The 17,927-nt window shown below is 69.4% G+C and carries 19 protein-coding genes and 1 pseudogene; 10 read left to right on the top strand and 10 right to left on the bottom strand.

The features are described 5' to 3' along the window. Nucleotides 1-216, bottom strand: a 216-nt coding sequence (locus tag RIF23_RS19210; protein ID WP_310913992.1) for a hypothetical protein, incomplete at its 3' end; no start/stop codon positions are given. Nucleotides 217-962: 746 nt separating this feature from the next. Between RIF23_RS19210 and RIF23_RS19205 the strand changes: the two genes are divergently transcribed. The 5 genes and pseudogenes from RIF23_RS19205 to RIF23_RS19185 all read left to right on the top strand — a co-directional run bounded on the left by RIF23_RS19205 (nucleotide 963) and on the right by RIF23_RS19185 (nucleotide 4,537). Next, complete coding sequence (locus RIF23_RS19205; protein WP_310913990.1) at nucleotides 963-1,505, top strand: GntR family transcriptional regulator; 543 nt, start codon at nucleotides 963-965, stop codon at nucleotides 1,503-1,505. Further along, a complete protein-coding gene (locus RIF23_RS19200; RefSeq protein WP_310913989.1) occupies nucleotides 1,502-2,278 on the top strand; it encodes a GntR family transcriptional regulator in 777 nt (258 codons plus the stop codon). Before RIF23_RS19205 ends, RIF23_RS19200 begins: the two co-directional genes overlap by 4 nt. 86 nt (nucleotides 2,279-2,364) lie before the next feature. Beyond that, nucleotides 2,365-2,685 (top strand): annotated as a pseudogene (locus RIF23_RS19195) (helix-turn-helix domain-containing protein); the annotation flags it as partial. 789 nt (nucleotides 2,686-3,474) lie between these two features. Beyond that, nucleotides 3,475-3,798: an AbrB/MazE/SpoVT family DNA-binding domain-containing protein gene (locus RIF23_RS19190; protein ID WP_407659511.1), complete on the top strand. Its 324-nt coding sequence runs from the start codon at nucleotides 3,475-3,477 to the stop codon at nucleotides 3,796-3,798. A gap of 157 nt (nucleotides 3,799-3,955) precedes the next feature. Further along, nucleotides 3,956-4,537 carry an NUDIX hydrolase gene (locus tag RIF23_RS19185; RefSeq protein WP_310913987.1) on the top strand — a complete coding sequence of 194 codons (582 nt, stop codon included), beginning with the start codon at nucleotides 3,956-3,958 and terminating at the stop codon, nucleotides 4,535-4,537. Between the two features lie 102 nt (nucleotides 4,538-4,639). Here the strand turns inward: RIF23_RS19185 and RIF23_RS19180 are convergent, their stop codons facing one another. The 3 genes from RIF23_RS19180 to RIF23_RS19170 form a co-directional block, all read right to left on the bottom strand. Further along, nucleotides 4,640-5,320 (bottom strand): alpha/beta fold hydrolase, encoded by a 681-nt coding sequence (locus RIF23_RS19180; protein ID WP_310913986.1) that lies wholly within the window; start codon nucleotides 5,318-5,320, stop codon nucleotides 4,640-4,642. Between the two features lie 570 nt (nucleotides 5,321-5,890). Next, nucleotides 5,891-6,706, bottom strand: a complete 816-nt coding sequence (locus RIF23_RS19175; RefSeq protein WP_310913985.1) for a PIG-L family deacetylase — start codon at nucleotides 6,704-6,706, stop codon at nucleotides 5,891-5,893. Between the two features lie 165 nt (nucleotides 6,707-6,871). Continuing rightward, complete coding sequence (locus tag RIF23_RS19170; RefSeq protein WP_310913984.1) at nucleotides 6,872-7,759, bottom strand: NAD(P)-dependent oxidoreductase; 888 nt, start codon at nucleotides 7,757-7,759, stop codon at nucleotides 6,872-6,874. A 132-nt stretch (nucleotides 7,760-7,891) separates the two neighbouring features. On the opposite strand from RIF23_RS19170, the gene RIF23_RS19165 reads away from it, so the two are divergent. The 3 genes from RIF23_RS19165 to RIF23_RS19155 all read left to right on the top strand — a co-directional run bounded on the left by RIF23_RS19165 (nucleotide 7,892) and on the right by RIF23_RS19155 (nucleotide 9,490). Next, the gene (locus RIF23_RS19165; RefSeq protein ID WP_310913983.1) at nucleotides 7,892-8,248 is read left to right on the top strand and encodes a winged helix-turn-helix transcriptional regulator; all 357 of its coding nucleotides are present in this window, start codon (nucleotides 7,892-7,894) and stop codon (nucleotides 8,246-8,248) included. Between the two features lie 283 nt (nucleotides 8,249-8,531). Further along, nucleotides 8,532-8,765 (top strand): hypothetical protein, encoded by a 234-nt coding sequence (locus RIF23_RS19160; RefSeq protein WP_310913982.1) that lies wholly within the window; start codon nucleotides 8,532-8,534, stop codon nucleotides 8,763-8,765. A 170-nt stretch (nucleotides 8,766-8,935) separates the two neighbouring features. After that, nucleotides 8,936-9,490 carry a DoxX family protein gene (locus tag RIF23_RS19155; protein WP_310913981.1) on the top strand — a complete coding sequence of 185 codons (555 nt, stop codon included), beginning with the start codon at nucleotides 8,936-8,938 and terminating at the stop codon, nucleotides 9,488-9,490. Between the two features lie 493 nt (nucleotides 9,491-9,983). Here RIF23_RS19155 and RIF23_RS19150 read toward each other — a convergent pair whose 3' ends face one another. Both RIF23_RS19150 and RIF23_RS19145 read right to left on the bottom strand, forming a co-directional pair. Then, the gene (locus RIF23_RS19150) at nucleotides 9,984-11,135 is read right to left on the bottom strand and encodes a baeRF2 domain-containing protein (protein WP_310913980.1); all 1,152 of its coding nucleotides are present in this window, start codon (nucleotides 11,133-11,135) and stop codon (nucleotides 9,984-9,986) included. Between the two features lie 57 nt (nucleotides 11,136-11,192). Then, nucleotides 11,193-11,609, bottom strand: coding sequence for a DUF2267 domain-containing protein (locus tag RIF23_RS19145; RefSeq protein ID WP_310913979.1), 417 nt, complete (start codon nucleotides 11,607-11,609; stop codon nucleotides 11,193-11,195). 244 nt (nucleotides 11,610-11,853) lie between these two features. On the opposite strand from RIF23_RS19145, the gene RIF23_RS19140 reads away from it, so the two are divergent. After that, complete coding sequence (locus RIF23_RS19140; RefSeq protein WP_310913978.1) at nucleotides 11,854-12,738, top strand: formate/nitrite transporter family protein; 885 nt, start codon at nucleotides 11,854-11,856, stop codon at nucleotides 12,736-12,738. 169 nt (nucleotides 12,739-12,907) lie between these two features. Further along, the gene (locus RIF23_RS19135) at nucleotides 12,908-13,939 is read left to right on the top strand and encodes a LacI family DNA-binding transcriptional regulator (RefSeq protein ID WP_310913977.1); all 1,032 of its coding nucleotides are present in this window, start codon (nucleotides 12,908-12,910) and stop codon (nucleotides 13,937-13,939) included. Nucleotides 13,940-13,976: 37 nt separating this feature from the next. Here the strand turns inward: RIF23_RS19135 and RIF23_RS19130 are convergent, their stop codons facing one another. From RIF23_RS19130 to RIF23_RS19115, 4 genes are all read right to left on the bottom strand, one after another. After that, entirely contained in the window at nucleotides 13,977-14,819 is an 843-nt protein-coding gene (locus RIF23_RS19130) for a sugar phosphate isomerase/epimerase family protein (protein ID WP_310913976.1), read from the bottom strand. Then, entirely contained in the window at nucleotides 14,816-15,979 is a 1,164-nt protein-coding gene (locus tag RIF23_RS19125; RefSeq protein WP_310913975.1) for a dihydrodipicolinate synthase family protein, read from the bottom strand. Before RIF23_RS19125 ends, RIF23_RS19130 begins: the two co-directional genes overlap by 4 nt. An 87-nt stretch (nucleotides 15,980-16,066) precedes the next feature. Then, a complete protein-coding gene (locus RIF23_RS19120; protein ID WP_310913974.1) occupies nucleotides 16,067-16,849 on the bottom strand; it encodes a cupin domain-containing protein in 783 nt (260 codons plus the stop codon). Further along, on the bottom strand, nucleotides 16,846-17,835 hold the full coding sequence (locus RIF23_RS19115) for a DUF6807 domain-containing protein (RefSeq protein ID WP_310913973.1): 990 nt from the start codon (nucleotides 17,833-17,835) through the stop codon (nucleotides 16,846-16,848). Before RIF23_RS19115 ends, RIF23_RS19120 begins: the two co-directional genes overlap by 4 nt. Nucleotides 17,836-17,927 lie beyond the last annotated feature (92 nt).

Below are 17,927 nucleotides of genomic sequence, written 5' to 3'. Positions count from 1 at the left end.
CGCGTCCGGGATGACCTTCGTCGACACAATCGCCACCGATCCCGGCCACAAACCGGCCTTAACCCCCGGAACCGGAGCCGCCTGCGAACCGGGCAATGGGAGCGGGCGTGCCTGCGCAGTGCGCACTGCCACCAGCTCCGGATCGGCCACGGGTTCCGGGGGCGCGACCGGCGCTCGGTCCAGATCCCGTAGCCCCGCCAACGCCCGCTTCAGCACCGCCCGGTTCCGCACCGCGGGCGAGGACCAGGCGGCCGGCGGTGTCGGACCTGGCTCCGGCGCTGAAGGCCCCTGCTCACCCGGACCCCGCTTCGGCAACTTCCGCGGTGCTTGCTCATGACCCGACTCCGGGACGGGCTCCGGTTCGGTTCCGCCACAGGTACAGCGGTTCGCGGCGTAGGGCCGCGCCTCCTCCGGCGGAAAAGGACACGGATGATCCACCGGATTCACCGACGACCACCCGCACCCCTCAACCGGACACCGCCAGAACAACACCGGAGTGCGCGCCGGTTCACCGGATCGCCAGTCTGCGTTTGGCTGGCGAGATACTGCTTCGATATAGGGCCGCACGCGGGCCGCCCCTATCGTCCGATGACGCTGCCGGTGCGCTCTCCGTCGCCCCGGCCGCACGCCATCCGTAGCAGCCGGTGCCCACGAACACGCCAATGCCGGCCTCAACAACTGCAATCGCCGCTGCGCGGCAGCGCATCGCTCGAACAGGAATGTCCACACTTGCCCTAGTCTTGGCATGTCAGCAGCTCCAATCCAGCTGGTGATCACGCCCTGGGAGTCCTATACCGACTCGCCAGGGCTGTTTCGTTGGGGCCGGTGATGGCCCGCGACTATCCGTGAACTATACTGCTATTCGCGAATAGCATCAATATTGTTGTGAGGATGGATCACTGCTCGCCTACCGTGGAAGGCGGCACTGCCTACGCGGGATCACGTCGATACTGGAGGACCTAATGGCGTCCGGATCTTGGGTCAGTAGCTCCGCGGCCTATGTGCGTCCCCCCGAGGTGGGAGCACCGGACGCCTGGACCACCGAGGCCGCCCAGCGGGGCGGGCGGGGTACGCAACGGATCGTGCATGCGGGCGAGGTACGTGCCGGGCCACAGGTGGCCCCACTGCTGCACATGGAGGAGGACCAGACCGTGGTGGTCCGGCGCCGCATCATCTACCTGGATGACGTGCCTACCGAACTCACCGACACCTACTATCCTGCGTCGATCGCAGCCAACACCGCGCTCGCGGAATCCGCCAAAATTCGGGGTGGAGCGATTGCCCTGCTTCATGAGCTGGGCTATGTAGGCAGCCACGTCCGCGAAGAGGTCAGCGCCCGCCTCCCCGACACTGGCGAGCGCGACGTGCTGGACCTGGAAGAAACTCAGCCGGTACTGACCCTCGTCCGAGTCACGCTGGACGTCACCGGAACACCCATCCAGGCTGACCTCATGACCATGCCCGCACACCGCCAGCGCCTGCGCTACGAAATGCCCCTCCCATGAACACAGACATCCCCTCTGGTGGCACGGACTCCCGTCCCCTGCATGCCCGAATCGCAGCGGACCTACGGGAGGAGATCCTGTCCGGAACCCTGCCACCGGGCAGTGCCCTGCCGTCCACCACACAACTCACGCACCGGTTCGGCGCAGCCAACGCCACAATCCAGAAGGCCCTAGCGCAGCTGAAGTCAGAGGGCCTCGTGGTGGGACGGGCAGGCGCCAACGTCCAGGTCCGCCCCCACCGCCAGGAAACGATCCGCCCCGCCGACTATCTGACCCGCGACACACCAGCCGGCCCCCACCCATGGGTCAGCCAAGCCGCCCAACAAGGACGCCGTGGTCGCAGCCATCTGCTCACCGTCACCGAAACAACGCCTCCAGCCGATGTCGCCACCGCACTCCAGCTCGACGCTCACTCCCGCGTCATGCTTCGAGCGCAGCTCCTCACCCTGGATGACGAGCCGGCCGAACTCGTCCACGCCTACTATCCGCTGGAGATCGCCCGCAGCACAGCCCTCACCGAGTTCCGCCGCATCAAGGGCGGCGCGCCAGCCCTACTCACCGAGCTGGGCTACCCACCCCGCCGCACCTGCGACCGCGTCTCCGCACGCGTACCCGACCAGGAAACCTTCGCCCGGCTTCGCCTCCCCGGCGACCTACCCGTGTTGCGGACACTGCGGGTGCTCTACACCGACCACGACTGCCCCATCGAAGCTACCGTCATGGCCAAGGCCGGCCACCGCTACGAATTGCACTACGAACTCCACCCCACCTGATCAACCGGGCGACGAGCCTCCACCATCGGGCATCCCCACGTGAGTTCTATCGGTGGTTGCGAACCTCTCTGTCGAAGGAGTGTTCGATGCCGCGATGGGCTCATAACAAGATGTCGATTGTGGTGAAACAGCGGTACTTCGAGCTGCTGCGTGAAGGTTTGAAGGGTGCCGCTGCGGCTCGGGAGGTCGGGGTATCCGCCAGTTGCGGCTCGAACTGGTTCATAGAGGCTGGGAGCATGATCGTTCCCGACCCCGGCCCGGTGTCACCGCGTTTTCTCACCCAGGACGACCGCATCGCCATCGCTGACGGACTCCAAGCGCAGCAGCCCGTCACGGAGCTCGCCGCGGCCATCGGCAAGAGCGCCTCGACCGTCTATCGGGAAATCCAGCGGGGCAAGAAGCCCGACTATGGTCCACACCGAGACCATCGGCCAGAACATGGGCTCCACTGGTTCGGTGCTGTAGCCGATGACGATACGGGCACCCCGTTTGACCTGCGATGTTGCACTACTACCGGACTGCTGCAAAATCCCCACCCGGCGAGTGCTTCAACAGTATGATGACCTGCGACTTTACTCACAGGTCTCGGATCATCCCTGGAGGGATCACAACGGCATGCACTTGCCCCGACGGCGGCACACGACGCAGGTCTCGGATCATCCCTGGAGGGATCACAACGGGAAGGGCACGCGGTGCTGGTGGTTGCCAACACCGTGTCTCGGATCATCCCTGGAGGGATCACAACCCCCACCGTGTTTAGCCTCGCCGCACCCCAACTAGCCGCCCTGCCCAGCCCCGGGAACGGCTGCTGTCGGCGCGTAGAGCGTGGCTTAGCTTCTGGTTTGTTCTTGGGTGGTGTTGCGTATGTGTTTGGGTAATGATGGTGCGCAAGGTGATCGTCTGATTGCCCTGCGTCGAGGTCCCTGACGCGGTGTGATCCCCTGCCCCCGGCGCGCTGTGGCGCTCGGACGTGGTTTCCGATGCGCGGGCACGAGTGTGGTGTTCCCCGCTGCTCTGGTTGAGCGCACGCCCCCGAATCATAGGGGTATTAACTTGTCGCTCAATGTGACCTGTCCTGGCGTCGGTACTGGATCCACCACTCGATGACCAGCAGGTTCACCATCCAGCTGATAAAGCTCGCCGCGGGGCCACCGCCGTGCCGAGGGCCCCGGATCGCCTCCGAAGCTGCTGTCCAGCTGTGGGAACAGTGCGATGGTGAATGCGGCTTCTACGGGGCGGTCACGGTCAGCGAGCGGGGCCAGATCGTCATTCCCGCGCAGGCCAGGCGGGATCTTGGCATCGATACCGGGGATAAGCTCCTAGTCCTCGGTGATCCGGAGCGGGGCATCGCCCTGATGACAATGGACCTGCTGATGCGCAATCTGGATACCGCCTCCCCCTGTTCACCGAGGTGCAGAAGCACGCGGAGCCCGGGGCCGGTGCAGAGACCGCGGGTCCACCGGAGGTGGACAGCGAGGACCGCTGAGGCCGTCCCGCTCACGGATGCCGGTGCGGACTAGTCTCGGTGCGAAGCACACGAGCCCGGGGGAGCCGGACCCCAGTATCGTCCGTACGTGTGGGCCGCGGGGCGCCAGGAATCCGGTTGCTGGGCGGTGTGGCGGTATCTAGTCTGAGCGGACGGTTGCGGGGAGTACACGGATCATGGAGCGGGCAAGCATGACATCAGAGCCAGGCACGGGGATGGCCCCGTCTCTCACCGAGACCCTGGCCGGATACATGGGACGTACCCCGGACGAGAACGCAGACCTGGAACGCATGCGGCCCCTGCTGGAGACCGGGGATCCCTGGGACCGTGACACGCTGTTCCACTTCACCGGATCCGCGCTGATCGTGCATCCTCCCACCCAGCGGGTGTTGCTGCGCTGGCACGAGGGGCAGGGGGCCTGGCTCCAGGTGGGTGGGCATGCGGACCCGGGCGAGACCCGGCCGCTGGAGGTCGCTCTCCGCGAGGGCGTTGAGGAGACCGCACTGCCGGACCTGGTGGCCTGGCCGGACAGCGCGTTGCTGCATGCGGTGGTCGTCCCGGTTCCGGCCAGTGACCGCGAACCTGCGCACGAACACGCGGACCTGCGGTTCGTTCTGGCCACCGATCAGCCCGAGGCGGCCCGGCCGGAGAAGCCCGGTGCCCCGGTGCGGTGGCTTTCCCTGGACGAGGCCCGTGCCGCCACCGGCGAGGACAACCTGCGCGAGACCCTGGACCGCCTGGAAGGGCTGCTGGCCCGTCCCGTCGCAGGTTGAGGGGGGGCGGCCGGAATCCGGGGCGGGATCCAGTCTCCCGGCCCGGATTCGCGGTGGGGAATGTGCAGTTCCTGATTGTGGAACGCCCCCGGGAGGTGAGGATCAGCGGCCGGCGACCGTGTCATACACCTCGGTGACCACGTCGTCGTCGGACATCATCCCGATGTGGCCCAGACAGCTGGTCTGCCGGTTGTCCGCCCCGTCGAGCACGGTGCTGTCTACCGGGCTGATCACGAGGTCGCAGGGGCTCCGGAAGGTTGTGTAGGCAACGTTGCCGGGGGTGGGGTCGTCGGCGTTGAGCTGGTTGAGGAAATCTGAGCCTGCCTTCATCTCCTGACACGGGGTGATGAGCACGGAGCAGTATCCGGCGACGGAGGTGCCGTTGTTCGGCCCACCCAGCGACACCCAGTCACCCACGTTGTCGGCGCCGTCCAGTTCCTTGAGGTACCAGCGGGAGGAGAGGCCGCCCATGGAGTGGGTCACCATATCCACCTGGGAGGCATCCGTGTCCGCCAGGATGTCGTCCACGAAGTTGGACAGCTGGCTGGCGATGGTCATGTTGGAGCGCAGCGAGTCGTACTCGAAGGTGTGCAGACGCTCCTCGGGATGCCCCCGATCCTCGAACTCCTCGATCATGGCGGACCACTGATCGCCTTTTCCGAGGAAGCCGTGGACGAACACCACGGGGTCGGGGTCCTGGGCTTGGGCAGCGGGGGCCGCCGCGAGAGGGAGGAGTAGGGCAGCTGCGGTGACTGCACACGTGTAGAGCGGGAGGCGAGGCATCTGGGCTCCTGGGGGTGGTGGGGGATCAAGGCAGCGGGGATGGCCAATGCGGCGCCTTGCCGGGCTGTGCCCTGCATCGGAGCGCGTTGCCGAGATATTACTGAGTAGTAAATGTGGCGTGCAACACACTCTGGATGATCAGTTCTGTCGCCCTTGGGAGTGTTGACGAACCCCAGCCGGTTGTGCCCGGCTGCGTGGCGGGGAGGGGAACCCCCGACGCCTCGACGCCAGGAGTGGGAGGTGCATCGCCCCGCGGACGGGCCGCACGATGGCCGCACGGGACAGGGGGAGCGGGGACTCGCAGCAGCCACAGCGCGGGACAGCTGCCCCGGACCCACCCAGCACGCGACATGCGGACCCGCGCCACCCACCCGGGGGACACCCATCCGCCCCGGGCTCGCCCGGAGGGGTCGTCGTCGGGGTGGACACACCGACGGGGCCAAGAGCACGATAGGGATTCCACCGTGGGCCTGCCGGGCATCACCGGTGCCCCACCCCCGAGTTCCGGAGCCCTGGCCAGGTTCGGGAGCCTCTCGGCCGGCCACGACGCCGTAACGTCGGGGCCGTGCGCTACCGGAGCCCGGTCAGCAGGTCATCCTCCCGGTCGGGAGTGGGCACCGTGCTGGACTGGAGCTGGTAGGCCTCCTCGGCGAACAGGCGGTGCTGAAGAGATTCGGGTAGGCCGAGCAAGAAGGCACTGTCGCCCTGGCTGGCGTGGGCCTCCAGCGCGGTGCGCTTCGCGGGAACGTGGTCGGTGACGTCCAGCAGCGCGGTCACCTCCTCGTCCGTAACCCCCATATCGTCGTCCTCGGAGATGTCCTCCCCGTCAGTGTCCTCGTTTCCCTCGACGACGTAGGCCGCCAGCTCGTCCATGACGCTGCGTCGCAGCACACTGTGGTACAGCTTGCGCGGGATGCCGGTCGCTGCCGTGGCCGCGTGGGTGATCCGGTGCGCTTGGATGTGGTCCGGATGCCCGTAGCCGCCGTTGGCGTCGTAGGTGATGACCACCTGAGGCTGGTAGTGCCGAACCAGCTCGGCCAGCCGTTCCGCAGCCACCGCGACGGCAACGTTCGCGAAGGCTTCCGGATGGTGGTTGGTGTCCCAGCCATCCATACCGGAGTCGTGGTAGCCCAGCCGTTCCACGTGGGCGATCCCCAGCGCCTTGGCCGAGGTGTCGAGCTCGCTTTCCCGCAGCAGAGCCACCTGGTCGCCGTCGTGGCCCGCCTCGCCCGGTTTCACGCCGTTCGGCCCGTCTCCCTGGCGACCGTCGGTGCAGGTCACCAGGACGGTGCGCACCCCCTCAGCGGCGTAGCGGGCCAACGCTCCGCCGGTGCCAAGCACCTCGTCATCGGGGTGGGCGTGTACCGCCATCACCGTGAGATCCATGGGCTCCTCAGTCCTTGTCGTCGTCGCCGTAGCTAGCAACCATGGTCGAAGCCTAGACATTTCCGGTGACACGAATCCACGGGATGGCCCGGTGTGCGGCACGCATCCGGTTGGCCGGCCTCGGTGGACGTGACCGCGGCCGGCCAACCGGGAGTGCCGGGACGCTCAGACCCGGGCTGGCGCGGGCGCGAGTGTCTCCACCATGCGCTGGAATGCCTCGGCGCCGTGACCGGCCATCACCTGGCGATACACCAGGGACTGGATCGGTGCGATCACGTCCAGTTCGGCCCCCGCCTCGCTGCTGGCGCGTACGATCGCGTCCAGGGCGGCCTTGGTGAAGTCCAGGTCCTGAACCTCGGTGCTGTAGTCGCCACTGTCGACGGTGGCGGCCTGTGCCGGAACAGTCTGGAGCATCGCCGTCAACCACGGCACCACCCGGTTGGCGAACTCCGTGGCGGAAACCCCAGCCGGACGCAGCATCGCCGTTCCATGGAACACCCCGGCGAACATGACGTACATCGCCGCCAGGAGGGCGAAGTCGTACAGCGCCCCCAACCCCGGGTCCGCGCCGAGGTGCTCGGCCGAACCGAACAGGTCCAGGGCGGGTCGGTGCTCCGTGAAGGCCGTCTCATCCCCGCTGTACAGGATTGTGGCCTCCGGCTGACCGATCATCTCGGGGACGGCCATGATGCCGCCGTCGAGATAGGCGATGCCGTGGCGGTGGGCCCACTCGGCCGTCTCCCGTGCCTCGTTGGGGGTGGTGCTGGTCAGGTTCACCACGGTGCGTCCCCGTAGTGTCTCGGCCAGCGGATCCACCACCGCGCGTACGGAGGCGTGGTCCAGCAGGCACACCACCACCAGCGACGCGGACGCCACCGCCGCATCGGCTGTGGCGGCGCTCTTCGCCCCCGCATCCACGAGCTGGGTGTCCCGCCCCGGGGTGCGGTTCCACACCGTGGTGGGGTGGCCACCGTCGAGCAGCGCCGTAGCCAGGGCTCGTCCCATTGCCCCGAGCCCGAGAACCGTCACCGGGATCGGACGGGCTTCCGTCATTACCTGATCAACTCCTTGGCCGTTGTGCCATCTACGGTTCCGATCCTCCGCCGGCACATCCCCAACGACAAGTACCCACTATTTTGTTCGGTACTAACCAACACGTAAGTGAACAGTTCACAGGAGGTCCCGATGAGCTCACCCCGATCCGGCCCCTACGTGTGTGGCATTGACGCAGCCATGGACGTGGTTGGTGGTAAATGGAAGGCCCTGATCCTGTGGGAGCTGCACCACGGCGGGGTGCGTCGCTTCGGGCAGCTGCGGCGGGGACTGCCGGGCGTTTCCGAGAAGGTGCTGATCCAGCAGTTGCGCGAGCTGGAGGAGGACGGGATCGTGCACCGCGAGGTCTATCGGGAGGTGCCACCACGGGTGGAGTACACCCTCACCACGCAGGGCGAGGCCCTCAACCAGGCCCTGGAGCCGCTGGGCGCCTGGGGACGGGAGCGGATCACCCGGATCGGCGCGCATCGAATGGGGGACCCGTCCTAGCTGGACACTGGTTGCGGCCCGGGGGTGTCACCACCGGGAGCGGCATCGGGATGGGATCGCGGCGGCTGGCGGCACGCGACAGCCCCAGCAGGGGAAGGGAATGGCCGGGAGGGCATGGGGAAGCGCCCCAGTGTGTCGAGGCTGTTGGGCGCACGCGCCGTGGTGCTACCGGACAGCTCCGCACGGAGGCAGCTAACCTGCCAGGAGGCGACCGAAAACAGTTCCGAAGTTCCGCAGTTTCACAGTTCCGCGGTGCCGCGGTGCCGCCCTCCGGGAGGCCAGTGTGCGCAACGAACGGGCCCGCTACCGCCAGTGGGTTCGCCGCAACCATCCCGACCTGGGGGGTGACCCGACCGTTTTCGCTGCGGGCATGGCCTCCTGGCGCCGCGGGCGTGACCCGGACGCCCCGGGAACCGGGCCGGTCCACGTGTTCCGAGCCCCCCGCACCCCGCTGGGTGTGCTACTGCGGGGCGTGCGGCGGTGGTACGCGCGGCGGCGTGGCCGCCGCGTGGTGTGACGCGAGAGCCAACAAGGACCAACAAGGACCAACGAGGACCAACGAGGACCAACGAGGGCCAACACTGCGTGACCCCGGCGCGGCGGCTTCCGGAGGTGTCCCGGCCATCGGCATCATGTCCGGTGCGCCGGGACAGCAGGGGCTGGTGCACAACGGGGGAAAGGAACGCAATGGGACTCAGGGCGGGCGACCTGGCGGTGTTGGGCGTACGTGCGGCACTGGGCGGAACACTGTTCGCGCACGGCGCGCAGAAGCTCTTCGGCTGGTTCGGGGGCGGCGGCCCGGAGGGAACGGCGCAGGCCTTCGACCAGATGGGGCATCGTCCCGGACACGTGACCGCCCGTGCCGCCGGCGTAGCTGAGGCGGCCGGTGGTGCCGGGCTGGCGTTGGGGCTGGCCACGCCGGCGAGCGCGGCGGCGGTCGCCGGAACGATGGGGGTGGCCGCGGAGCTGCACAGCCCGAACGGCTTCTTCAACGCCAACGGTGGCCTGGAGTATCCGGCACTGATCGGACTGACCGCGATGTCGATCATCGTTTCCGGGCCGGGCAAGGTGTCGCTGGACCACGCCACCTGCCACGTGTTGGATCGTCCGTGGATGCGGGCCGTGGCCTTCGCGGCGGTGGTGCCGGCCGTCGGCGTGGTGGTCGCTCGCCGCCGGGCGGCCCTGGCCGCCGCGGAGCGGGACTCGGAGTCGGGGGGCTCCGGCACGGCCGAGCAAAACTGAGGAGCTGGGCGACCCGCCCTCGCGCACCAGGTGGCCGCTGTTCGGGTATCGCGCGGCTGGTGAGTTCCGGGTACGTACCCGGCAGGGTGTTGTACGGACGTTGTCGCGAGCTGGCGACCCTGCGGCAACTGCTCGATGGCGCCCGTGCGGCGCGCGGTGGCGGCCTGCTGGTGCGTGGGCCGGGGCCGGCAAGACCGCGTTGGGACAGCGAGGCCCGCAATGATGCCCAACTGGTGGCCAGCGAACTGGTCACCAATGCGACCCAGCACACCATCAGCAGTGGCGACAGCGAAAACGGCACCCGGCTCCCCCGCCCGGCCTGGGTGGCCCTGAGGCGGCTATGGCGACTCGGTGCCACCCCCAGACGACCGGAGCCAGTAAACCGATGGGGGTGAAGAAAAGCCGATGGGGGTGGCACAGGGTGCCCGCCCCGCACATCCGGCGGCGCCTGCGGCCCGTGGAATGCCCCGGGCCGCCCCAACGCTCCGACCGTCTACGACGTCATGGTTGGATCGTCGAAGCGCAGCAGGGCGCCGATACCGTCGGTGAGCTCCACGGGTTCCGTGCCCGCGTTTGCGGTGGTGGTGCGGTGTTGGGGGACGAGCAGGAGCTCTGCTGAGCCCGCGGCCGCCGCCCGCAGCAGGACCGGTGCAGCGTATTCCGCCACGGGGTCCTGCACACCCATGTCTCGCACCTCCTGGCTGGTCAGGGCAAGCTGCTCGGCGGACGGGCCGAACCACAGCCACGTCTCGGTGTCCCGGCGGGCGGTGGACCACAACAGGGTCCGTACCTGGCCGCGCTGGAGCGCGTGCACCACGCTGGCCAGGCCCTCGGTGGTGCGTTCGCGGTTCGCGCGCCCCTGCTCGAACTCCGCGATCGCCTCGTCCAGCTCACGTTGCGCGATGCCGGCCAGGATCCCGCGCAGCTCGTCGTTCAGCGGTGTGGTGCTGGAACCGGTGGGGCGGGACCCGGCCTCCAGGTCCACCGCCTTGGGCTCGGCCCAGTCGGGGAGCCGGGCCCGGACCTCGCCGCGCACCGCGATCTCCCCGGCAATCGCCACGATGTCCGCTTCGGTACCCCGTAGGGTCTGCGCGATGGCTCCGGCGACCCGCCCTGCGTTGTCGGCGACCCGATTGTCCACGGTGCGCTGCATCTGGTTGTGGTGGTAGCCGCCCTCGCGCACCTTGTGGACGGGCCAGTCCTCACCCTCGACGCGTTGCGTGGTGGCGCGCCCGTCGGCGTGTACCGTCCACAGGTCCGCGCCCAGCGTGTCCACCACGGCGAGCACGTAGGGAACGCGCGGGGACTCGCTGTAGACGTACAGCAGCGGGTCCGGCAGCGGCCCTACCCGGGCCCGGTAGTCCTGCGGGAACTCGGTGACGACCGCCTGCGCCAGGACCGTGCCGTCGGCGGCGTACACGACGTGTCCGTGCTGTCCGGGCACGCCGTGCGTGTCCCCCACGACGCTGTCCATGGCGGCCAGGGTCTCCTCGTCCGCCCCCTGGGAGCTCAGGTCCGCACGGGCCTTGCTCCAGCGGACCCGGACCGCGTGGTCGGTGTCCTCCGCGTCGCGGGAGGCGTTGACGATCACGGACGACACCGGTCCGGTGGTGCCGCGAATCGAAGTCAAAAAGGACAAGTCCATCGGTGTGCTCCGTGGGGACGACGGCGGTGGGGCGTTCTGTTCCTGTGGACTCGGGGGTCACGCCTCGCGGTCCCGGGGCGAGCCGTGGAAGAGCGCGGCCAGGTCCGGTGGGAGCTGGGCCAGCGTGTCGTCGACCTGGCGGTCGGGTGCCTCCTCCCGCACGGCGTTCAGCACCGCGCTGGCCAGCACCTCCATCTCCTCCAGGTCGGTGCTGGGGACCGATCCGCTGACGGCGTCCAGGAACGCCTGCTTATCGAATGCGGTGGCCTGCCCCGCCTTGGGGGTGCCCGGCTGGAGTGGCTCCGGCAGGTTCCGGACCAGCTGTTCCACCTGCCCACCACTCACGGCCACGGCCAGCTCGTTCAGGGTGGCCTCGGTCAGTCGCCGCGCTTCGGCGCGGTTGGTGAGCCCTGCGTGTTGCTGCACCCGGGCGAGGAAGCGTTCCTCCGCACCGTCGGTGCTCTCGTCGTACATACATCACCCTGACTGGATTGGGTCACTGACGTTTCGTCAGGGGTGATGCCGCACAGGACAGCACTTAAACTAAATTGTTATTTTTGTGACGCCACAATGTGTTTTCGAGTGTCTGGGGAGGTGTGTTCGGCACTGAATCCTGGAGCGCCCCACAGCCGGGGTCGAACCTGTCGCTGTGGGCGCGAGGGACGCGAATCCGTCGGCCGCCGGGCCGGCATCCGTCGATGAAGGGAACCCCGCGCATATGACCAGCACCGGGGATCCGGACACGCATTCCGGCGACCAGCAGAGCGAGCCCACCCCGCGGATGGGCCAGCTCACCACCAACCTGGACGACTTCTCTCCCCAGCGGGTGGCCGAGCGGGTTGAGGAGTTCGGCCTGGCCAAGTCCCGGTCCCATCCCCTCCAGTCCTTCGTGCTCGGCACGCTCGCGGGTGGTTTCGTGGGTCTGGGTGGGCTCTACTTCACCGTCGTGACACTCGGCGGCAGTACCTGGCACTACCTCGCGGGCGGGATCGTCTTCGCCATCGGGTACATCATCGCCATCCTGGCCGGAACCGAGGTCTTCACCAGCAACAACCTGCTGATGATGGCACTGGCCTCCCGCAAGGTCACCCTGGTGCAGGTCCTGGGTAACTGGGGCGTGGTGCTCTGCGCCAACGCGATCGGAGCCAGCGCCCTGTCCCTGGTGTTTCTCGCCTCCGGGATGCCCGAGTCCGAGGGCGGCGACATCGGCCGGCACGCCATCCAGATCGCCGCGGACAAGGCCGCGTTAGCTCCGCTGAACGCCTTCGCGCTGGGGGTGCTGGGCAACCTCTTCGTGTGCCTGGCCGTGTGGGTTGCGCTGGCGGGCCGAACCGTCACCGACAAGATTGTGGGAACCCTATTGCCGCTGTCGGCGATCGGGGCCCTGGAGCTGGAACACGCCGTCTCCACCCTGTACTTCATCCCCCGGGGTCTGCTGGTGCAGGCGTTCTTTCCCGCACTCGCCCAGGGCAGCCCCGAGATTCCCCTCCTGGGAGCGGCCACGACCTTCCTGGCGGTCACCGCAGGCAACATCATCGGTGGCAGCCTTGTCGTGGCCCTGTCCTACCAGCTGGTCTACGTCCGCCCCAGTCGCCGTGCCTGAGCGCCGCACGGCCCCCGCCGGAGCCCGCGCCCGCCCCCGCCGGGATACCCTGGTCCCCAGGTGCCCGGCACCACAGGATCCGTCAGCGCGCACCCGGATCCACCCGCCGCGTTCCGATCCGCGAACCGACGGCACCCCGCACGCAGACCCCCACAGACCCGGGATGGCGATGGGCAACCGGTACGTGACCCTGGAGGATGTCGCGCACCACGCGGGCGTGTCCCTGGCCACCGCGTCCCGCGTGCTCAACGGCAGCACCCGCGAGGTGGGCCGCAGCCTGCACGAGCGCGTCCTGTCCAGCGCACGGGAGCTCGGATACCTGCCCAACGCCTCCGCGCAGGCCCTGGCGCGCGACACCAGCTCCCTGGTCGGGCTGGTGGTGCACGACATCGCCGACCCCTACTTCTCCAGCATCGCCCGCGGGGTGACCCGCAGCGCCGAGCACGAGGGATGGGTGGTCGTCCTGGGCACCACCGGCCATGCCCCCCAGCGCACGGTGGAACTGCTGGCCACGCTGCGCTCGCACCGTGCCCGCGCCGTGGTGCTGGTGGGGAGCCGTACCACCTCCACGCGGGACACGCAGCTACTCGCGGACGAGGTGCGCAGTTTCGTCACCCGGGGTGGCCGGGTGGCCTGCGTCTCCCAGGCGGGTCTCCCCGCGGACACCGTCGTCCCGGACAACACCGGAGGCGCGGCCGCCCTCGCCCGGTCCCTGGTCCAGCAGGGGCACCGCAGCTTCGCCGTGCTGGCGGGCCCCACCGAACTGCGCACCGCCCAGGAGCGCCTGGAGGGATTCACCACCGCGCTGGCCGATTCCGGGATCCAACTCCCGCCCGAACGGATCGTGCACGGCGCCTTCACCCGGGACGGCGGCGCCGAGGCCGCCCACCGCCTCATCACAGACGGGACCGAGGTCACCTGCGTGTTCGCCGTCAACGACGTCATGGCCACCGGCGCCATGGCCGCGCTTCGGGAGCGCGGACTGCGAGTCCCGCAGGACCTCTCCGTGGCCGGATTCGACGACATTCCCACCCTGCGCGACCTCACCCCGCCGCTGAGCACCGTCCGGCTGCCCCTGGAATGGATGGGGGAGGAAGCGGCCCGGTTGGCTCTCCAGGCGGAGCCGTCCCCCGAGCCCCGAACCGTGCCCGTCGTGGGAGAGGTGGTGCTGCGGGCCAGCACCTGCCCGCCGACGACCTGAGACCCCGGAGACTCCATCCCCGGGCTCGGGGACCGGACTACGCCGGCCCGCCCAACACGGCCGTGCGGTAGCGCTCGGCCACCCGACGCAGCACCGTGTGCGGTTCCTCGCGCCACACCTCGGCGTTGAAGACCTCCACCTCGACGTCGCCGGCATAGCCAGCCGCGTCCACCGCCGCATGCAGCGCCCGAAAGTCGATGTGGCCGTCCCCCGGGAGTCCACGCCCAAGCAGCACGTCCGCGGGCAGCGGCGTGATCCAGTCGCTGACCTGGAAACTGGCGATCCTGGGGCCCGCGCGGGCGATCTGGGTGTCCACCTCGGGGTCCCACCACACGTGGAACGTGTCCACCACCACCCCCACGAGGTCCGGGGGAAACTCCTGCGCCAGCTCCACCGCCTGCGCGAGCGTGGACAACACTCCCCGGTCGGCGCAGTACATCGGATGCATAGGCTCCAGCGCCAGTCGCACCCCCCGCTGCGCGGCGTAGGGCGCCAGCTCCGCCAACGCGTCCGCCACGCGGGCGCGCGCCGCGCGCAGGTCGCGCGATCCGGACGGCAGACCGCCCACCACCAGCACCAGGCACGGCGCGCCCAGCTCGGCCGCCTCGTCGATGGCACGACGGTTATCGTCGATGCTCGCCCACCACGCGGTGTCCTCGGCGACGGTGACGAATCCGCCGCGGCACAGTGAGGACACGCGGAGTCCCGCCGCCCGTACCAGTGCCGCCGTGGTGCGCAGGCCGGTCTGGTGTACCGGCTCCCGCCACAGCCCGATCGCCGGGATTCCGGCCGCGGCACAGCCCCGCACCGCTTCGGGCAGAGTGCAGCTGTTGATGGTTTTCTGGTTCACCGACAGGCGGTCCAGCCACGCATCGCTCACCGGGCCACCCCCGCGACGTCCAGGAGCGCGTTCATCCGTGCCACGGCCAGCTCCGGGTCCGGCACCAGCCCAGCTTCGTCCGCGAGTCGGAACGCCCGGGCCAGGTGCACGATGCCGCGGCCGCTGTGCAGCCCACCGACCATGGCAAAGCCCGGCTGGTGCCCACACAACCAGGCAAGCAGGGCGATTCCGGTCTTGTAGTAGGCGGTGGGAGCCGCGAACAGGTGCCGCGCCAGCGGAACCGTCGGCGCGAACGCGGCGTCGTAGGCGGCCTCGTCCCCCTCGTCGAGGGCCTGGAATGCGGCACCGGCGGCGGGAGCGATCGCGGCGAAGATACCCAGCAGGGCGTCACTGTGGGCGGTAGCGTCGCCCTTGATCAACTCCGGGTAGTGGAAGTCGTCCCCGGTGTACAGCCGCACCCCCGCGGGCAGGCGTTCCCGGAACCGCACTTCGAGTTCGGCGTCCAGCAGGGAAACCTTCACCCCCTCAACGCTGCTGGCGTGCTCGTGCAGCAGGTTCACCAGCGTCTCCGTGGCCGTGTCCACGTCCGCCGATCCCCAGTATCCGGACAGGGCCGGATCGAACATCGGGCCCAGCCAGTGCAGGATGACCGGTGCGCGGACCTGGCGTAGCAGGGTCCCGTAAACGGTGTGGTAGTCCTCCGGTCCGCGGGCCAGGGCTGCGAGGTGACGGCTGGCCATGAGGATCACCCGGGCCCCGGCCTCCTCCACGAACTCGAGCTGTTCGGTGTAGCCCGCGATCACCTGGTCCAGGGTCGACACTTCGGGAGGCAGGTGGTCGGTGCCGGCACCCGCGGCGATGCGTCCACCGCAGGCCGCGGCCTCGGCGCTGCTGCGGTGCACCAGCTCCCGGGTGGCGTTCCAGTCCAGCCCCATGCCCCGCTGGGCGGTGTCCATAGCCTCGGCCACCCCCAGACCGTGGGACCACAGGTGGCGCCGGAACGCCAGCGTGTGGTCCCAGTCGAGTTCCGCGGGGCCGCCCGGGGTGGTGTCCCCCAGGGGAGCGGCGGCGACGTGCGCCGCGGCGTAGCCGATGCGGCTGTGCGGGGGGCTGTGCCGGCGTGGCCAGGACACGGGGTGGCGTAGCCGGTACTCGTCGATGCTGCCGTCCGCGGCGGGCAGCCGGATGGTGGGAGTCACGAGTGCACCTTGGATCTGGTGGACAGTCGGGTGGACAGTGCGGCGCGAATCGTGGGGGCGAGACGGAGAGACACCGCGACGGACGGTTCACTGGAGAGGCCGGGCCCCGTCGAGGTCCCAGACCCGCAGCAGCCCGCACATGCCGTTGCGCGGCGGCCCTGGCGCGGGCGGGGCCGTATAGACCGTGGCGGAGCTCAGATGGTCGCCACAGCCCGCGGCGAGGCTGGCCAGGTGTGTTCCGGTGGCCTCGGCCTGCGCGCGTGGTCCGCGCTGCCACTGGTGCTGCCAGCCCGCGGCCCGGTCCCGCACCAGCCCCACCGCGGCCTGATACAGCTCGTGCAGGGCGGCCGGCCCCTGCGCGGTGACCCGCTCCCGCAGCGTGAGGTAGCCGTCGACGGCCAGGTCCCGACGTTCGCGCGCGGCCCGCGCCATCGCCGCATGTGCCTCGGCCGCCGAGTCGAAGTCCGTGGCGGCGGGGATCGCCGTGGCTCGCCGGTAGGCATCCGGGTCGGCCAGGACCTCCGGTGGGTAGGTCAGCACGGCGTCACCCGCCTCGGGAAGGCCCGCGTTCTGCATCACCACGAGCAGCTCCAAGTCGGCACTGTGGTTCACGAGGCGGTGCACGGTTCCGGGGGTGAACCACAGCAGACTGCCCGGGCGCAGCGGCGTCTCCTGGAATCCCGCGCTACTCAGGGTCTCCAGAGTGCCTTCGCCCCGCACCACGACATAGCCCTCCGCGGAGGCCGTGTGCAGGTGGGGGGAGCCCCCGGCCAGTCCGTCGGCGGCGGGCCAGTCGTAGACGCGCAGGTGGGTGACCGCGGTGCCGCCGGGGAAGCCGGGGGTGGTGGATGTGGGGTCGGCGGTGCTCACGGGATACTCACCTCCGTGTGTGCGGGGCGACGCCCCAGTTCGGCGCGGCCGGTCGCCGCGAGCTGCGCCGCCCCCGTGGTGCCGCGGTCCCCGTCGGCGACGACCACGGCGTAGCGGTAGCGCAACGGCGTTCCCGGTGGAGCCGGAACGATCTCGCTGAAGAAGGGGGCCGGGCACACGCAGGCGAACATTTCGCTGCGTACGAACCACTGGGTGGGGTGTCCCGGATTGTCGGGGGCGTCGACGAACACCAGGGTGGAGGAGCGATCGCTTCCATCGTGGCGTCCGGCGAAGGCCATCCACTCCGCGCGGGTACCCATCATGTCGTCGCCGCCGTCGCCGTGCGGGCTGTACACCCGCCCTCCGGTGAAGGAACGGGGGCCGCGCCAGAACAGTCCGCCGTAGCCGGCGTTGTCCCGGCCCTCGGTCGTGGGACTGCCCAACGGGATAGGGTCCGGGGTCAGGTTGGTGAACGCGGTCTCGAAGACCAGCGTCCAGGACTGTTGGGTGGTGTCGACCGTCACCGAGAATCCACGCTGTTCGGCGAACCAGGTCTCGTTCTGCTGGGTGACCCAGTGCAGTCGTTCGCCGACGGTGACGCGGTTGGGATCGGTGGTGACCTGGTCGAAGTCCCGGTGCACAATCGCGCCGTCGTTGTCGAGCTGCTGATAGCCCTGCCCGCGCAGGTAGGTCGGCCCGCCCCAGAAGTTCGCGGTGCCGACGTTGGCCAGGGACCAGGCGATGCCCTTGTGCCACACATGGTCGTGCGGCCGGTACAGGCTGACCAGGTCCCCGTCCAGCGTCCGCAACGGGTGGAAATAGGGGCGCGGGGATTCCAACTGCACGTCCCAGGGCCGGTAGACGTACCGGGTGAGTTCCCGCCCGTCGTGGGTCACCAGCAGGGAACGTTCATGTTCGTGCACCAGCCCAAGCCCCCGGGCGGGAGGTTCGGTTCCGGCGCCGGTACGGGATGTGTCGATGGTCACGATGGGCTCCTGTCCGCTCTGCCCGGCGACCCGGCATCGGGACGCCGGGCACGTGCCGGGGCGGGGGTGCCGGCGGTACGGCGCCCCCGCGC

It is taken from the genome of Lipingzhangella rawalii, from assembly GCF_031628175.1.
In the GTDB taxonomy this organism is placed as follows: Bacteria; Actinomycetota; Actinomycetes; order Streptosporangiales; family Streptosporangiaceae; genus Lipingzhangella_A; species Lipingzhangella_A rawalii.
Note: the sequence above shows the minus strand (reverse complement) of the source record. Positions and strands in the feature narration are given on the sequence as shown.

What these genes read in the sequence shown, in the direction of transcription:
- RIF23_RS19205 (WP_310913990.1), top strand. Translation starts at nt 963, where the DNA reads ATGGCGTCCGGATCTTGGGTCAGTAGCTCCGCGGCCTATGTGCGTCCC.
- RIF23_RS19200 (WP_310913989.1), top strand. Translation starts at nt 1,502, where the DNA reads ATGAACACAGACATCCCCTCTGGTGGCACGGACTCCCGTCCCCTGCAT.
- RIF23_RS19185 (WP_310913987.1), top strand. Translation starts at nt 3,956, where the DNA reads ATGACATCAGAGCCAGGCACGGGGATGGCCCCGTCTCTCACCGAGACC.
- RIF23_RS19180 (WP_310913986.1), bottom strand. Translation starts at nt 5,320, where the DNA reads ATGCCTCGCCTCCCGCTCTACACGTGTGCAGTCACCGCAGCTGCCCTA.
- RIF23_RS19175 (WP_310913985.1), bottom strand. Translation starts at nt 6,706, where the DNA reads ATGGATCTCACGGTGATGGCGGTACACGCCCACCCCGATGACGAGGTG.
- RIF23_RS19170 (WP_310913984.1), bottom strand. Translation starts at nt 7,759, where the DNA reads ATGACGGAAGCCCGTCCGATCCCGGTGACGGTTCTCGGGCTCGGGGCA.
- RIF23_RS19165 (WP_310913983.1), top strand. Translation starts at nt 7,892, where the DNA reads ATGAGCTCACCCCGATCCGGCCCCTACGTGTGTGGCATTGACGCAGCC.
- RIF23_RS19155 (WP_310913981.1), top strand. Translation starts at nt 8,936, where the DNA reads ATGGGACTCAGGGCGGGCGACCTGGCGGTGTTGGGCGTACGTGCGGCA.
- RIF23_RS19150 (WP_310913980.1), bottom strand. Translation starts at nt 11,135, where the DNA reads ATGGACTTGTCCTTTTTGACTTCGATTCGCGGCACCACCGGACCGGTG.
- RIF23_RS19145 (WP_310913979.1), bottom strand. Translation starts at nt 11,609, where the DNA reads ATGTACGACGAGAGCACCGACGGTGCGGAGGAACGCTTCCTCGCCCGG.
- RIF23_RS19140 (WP_310913978.1), top strand. Translation starts at nt 11,854, where the DNA reads ATGACCAGCACCGGGGATCCGGACACGCATTCCGGCGACCAGCAGAGC.
- RIF23_RS19135 (WP_310913977.1), top strand. Translation starts at nt 12,908, where the DNA reads ATGGGCAACCGGTACGTGACCCTGGAGGATGTCGCGCACCACGCGGGC.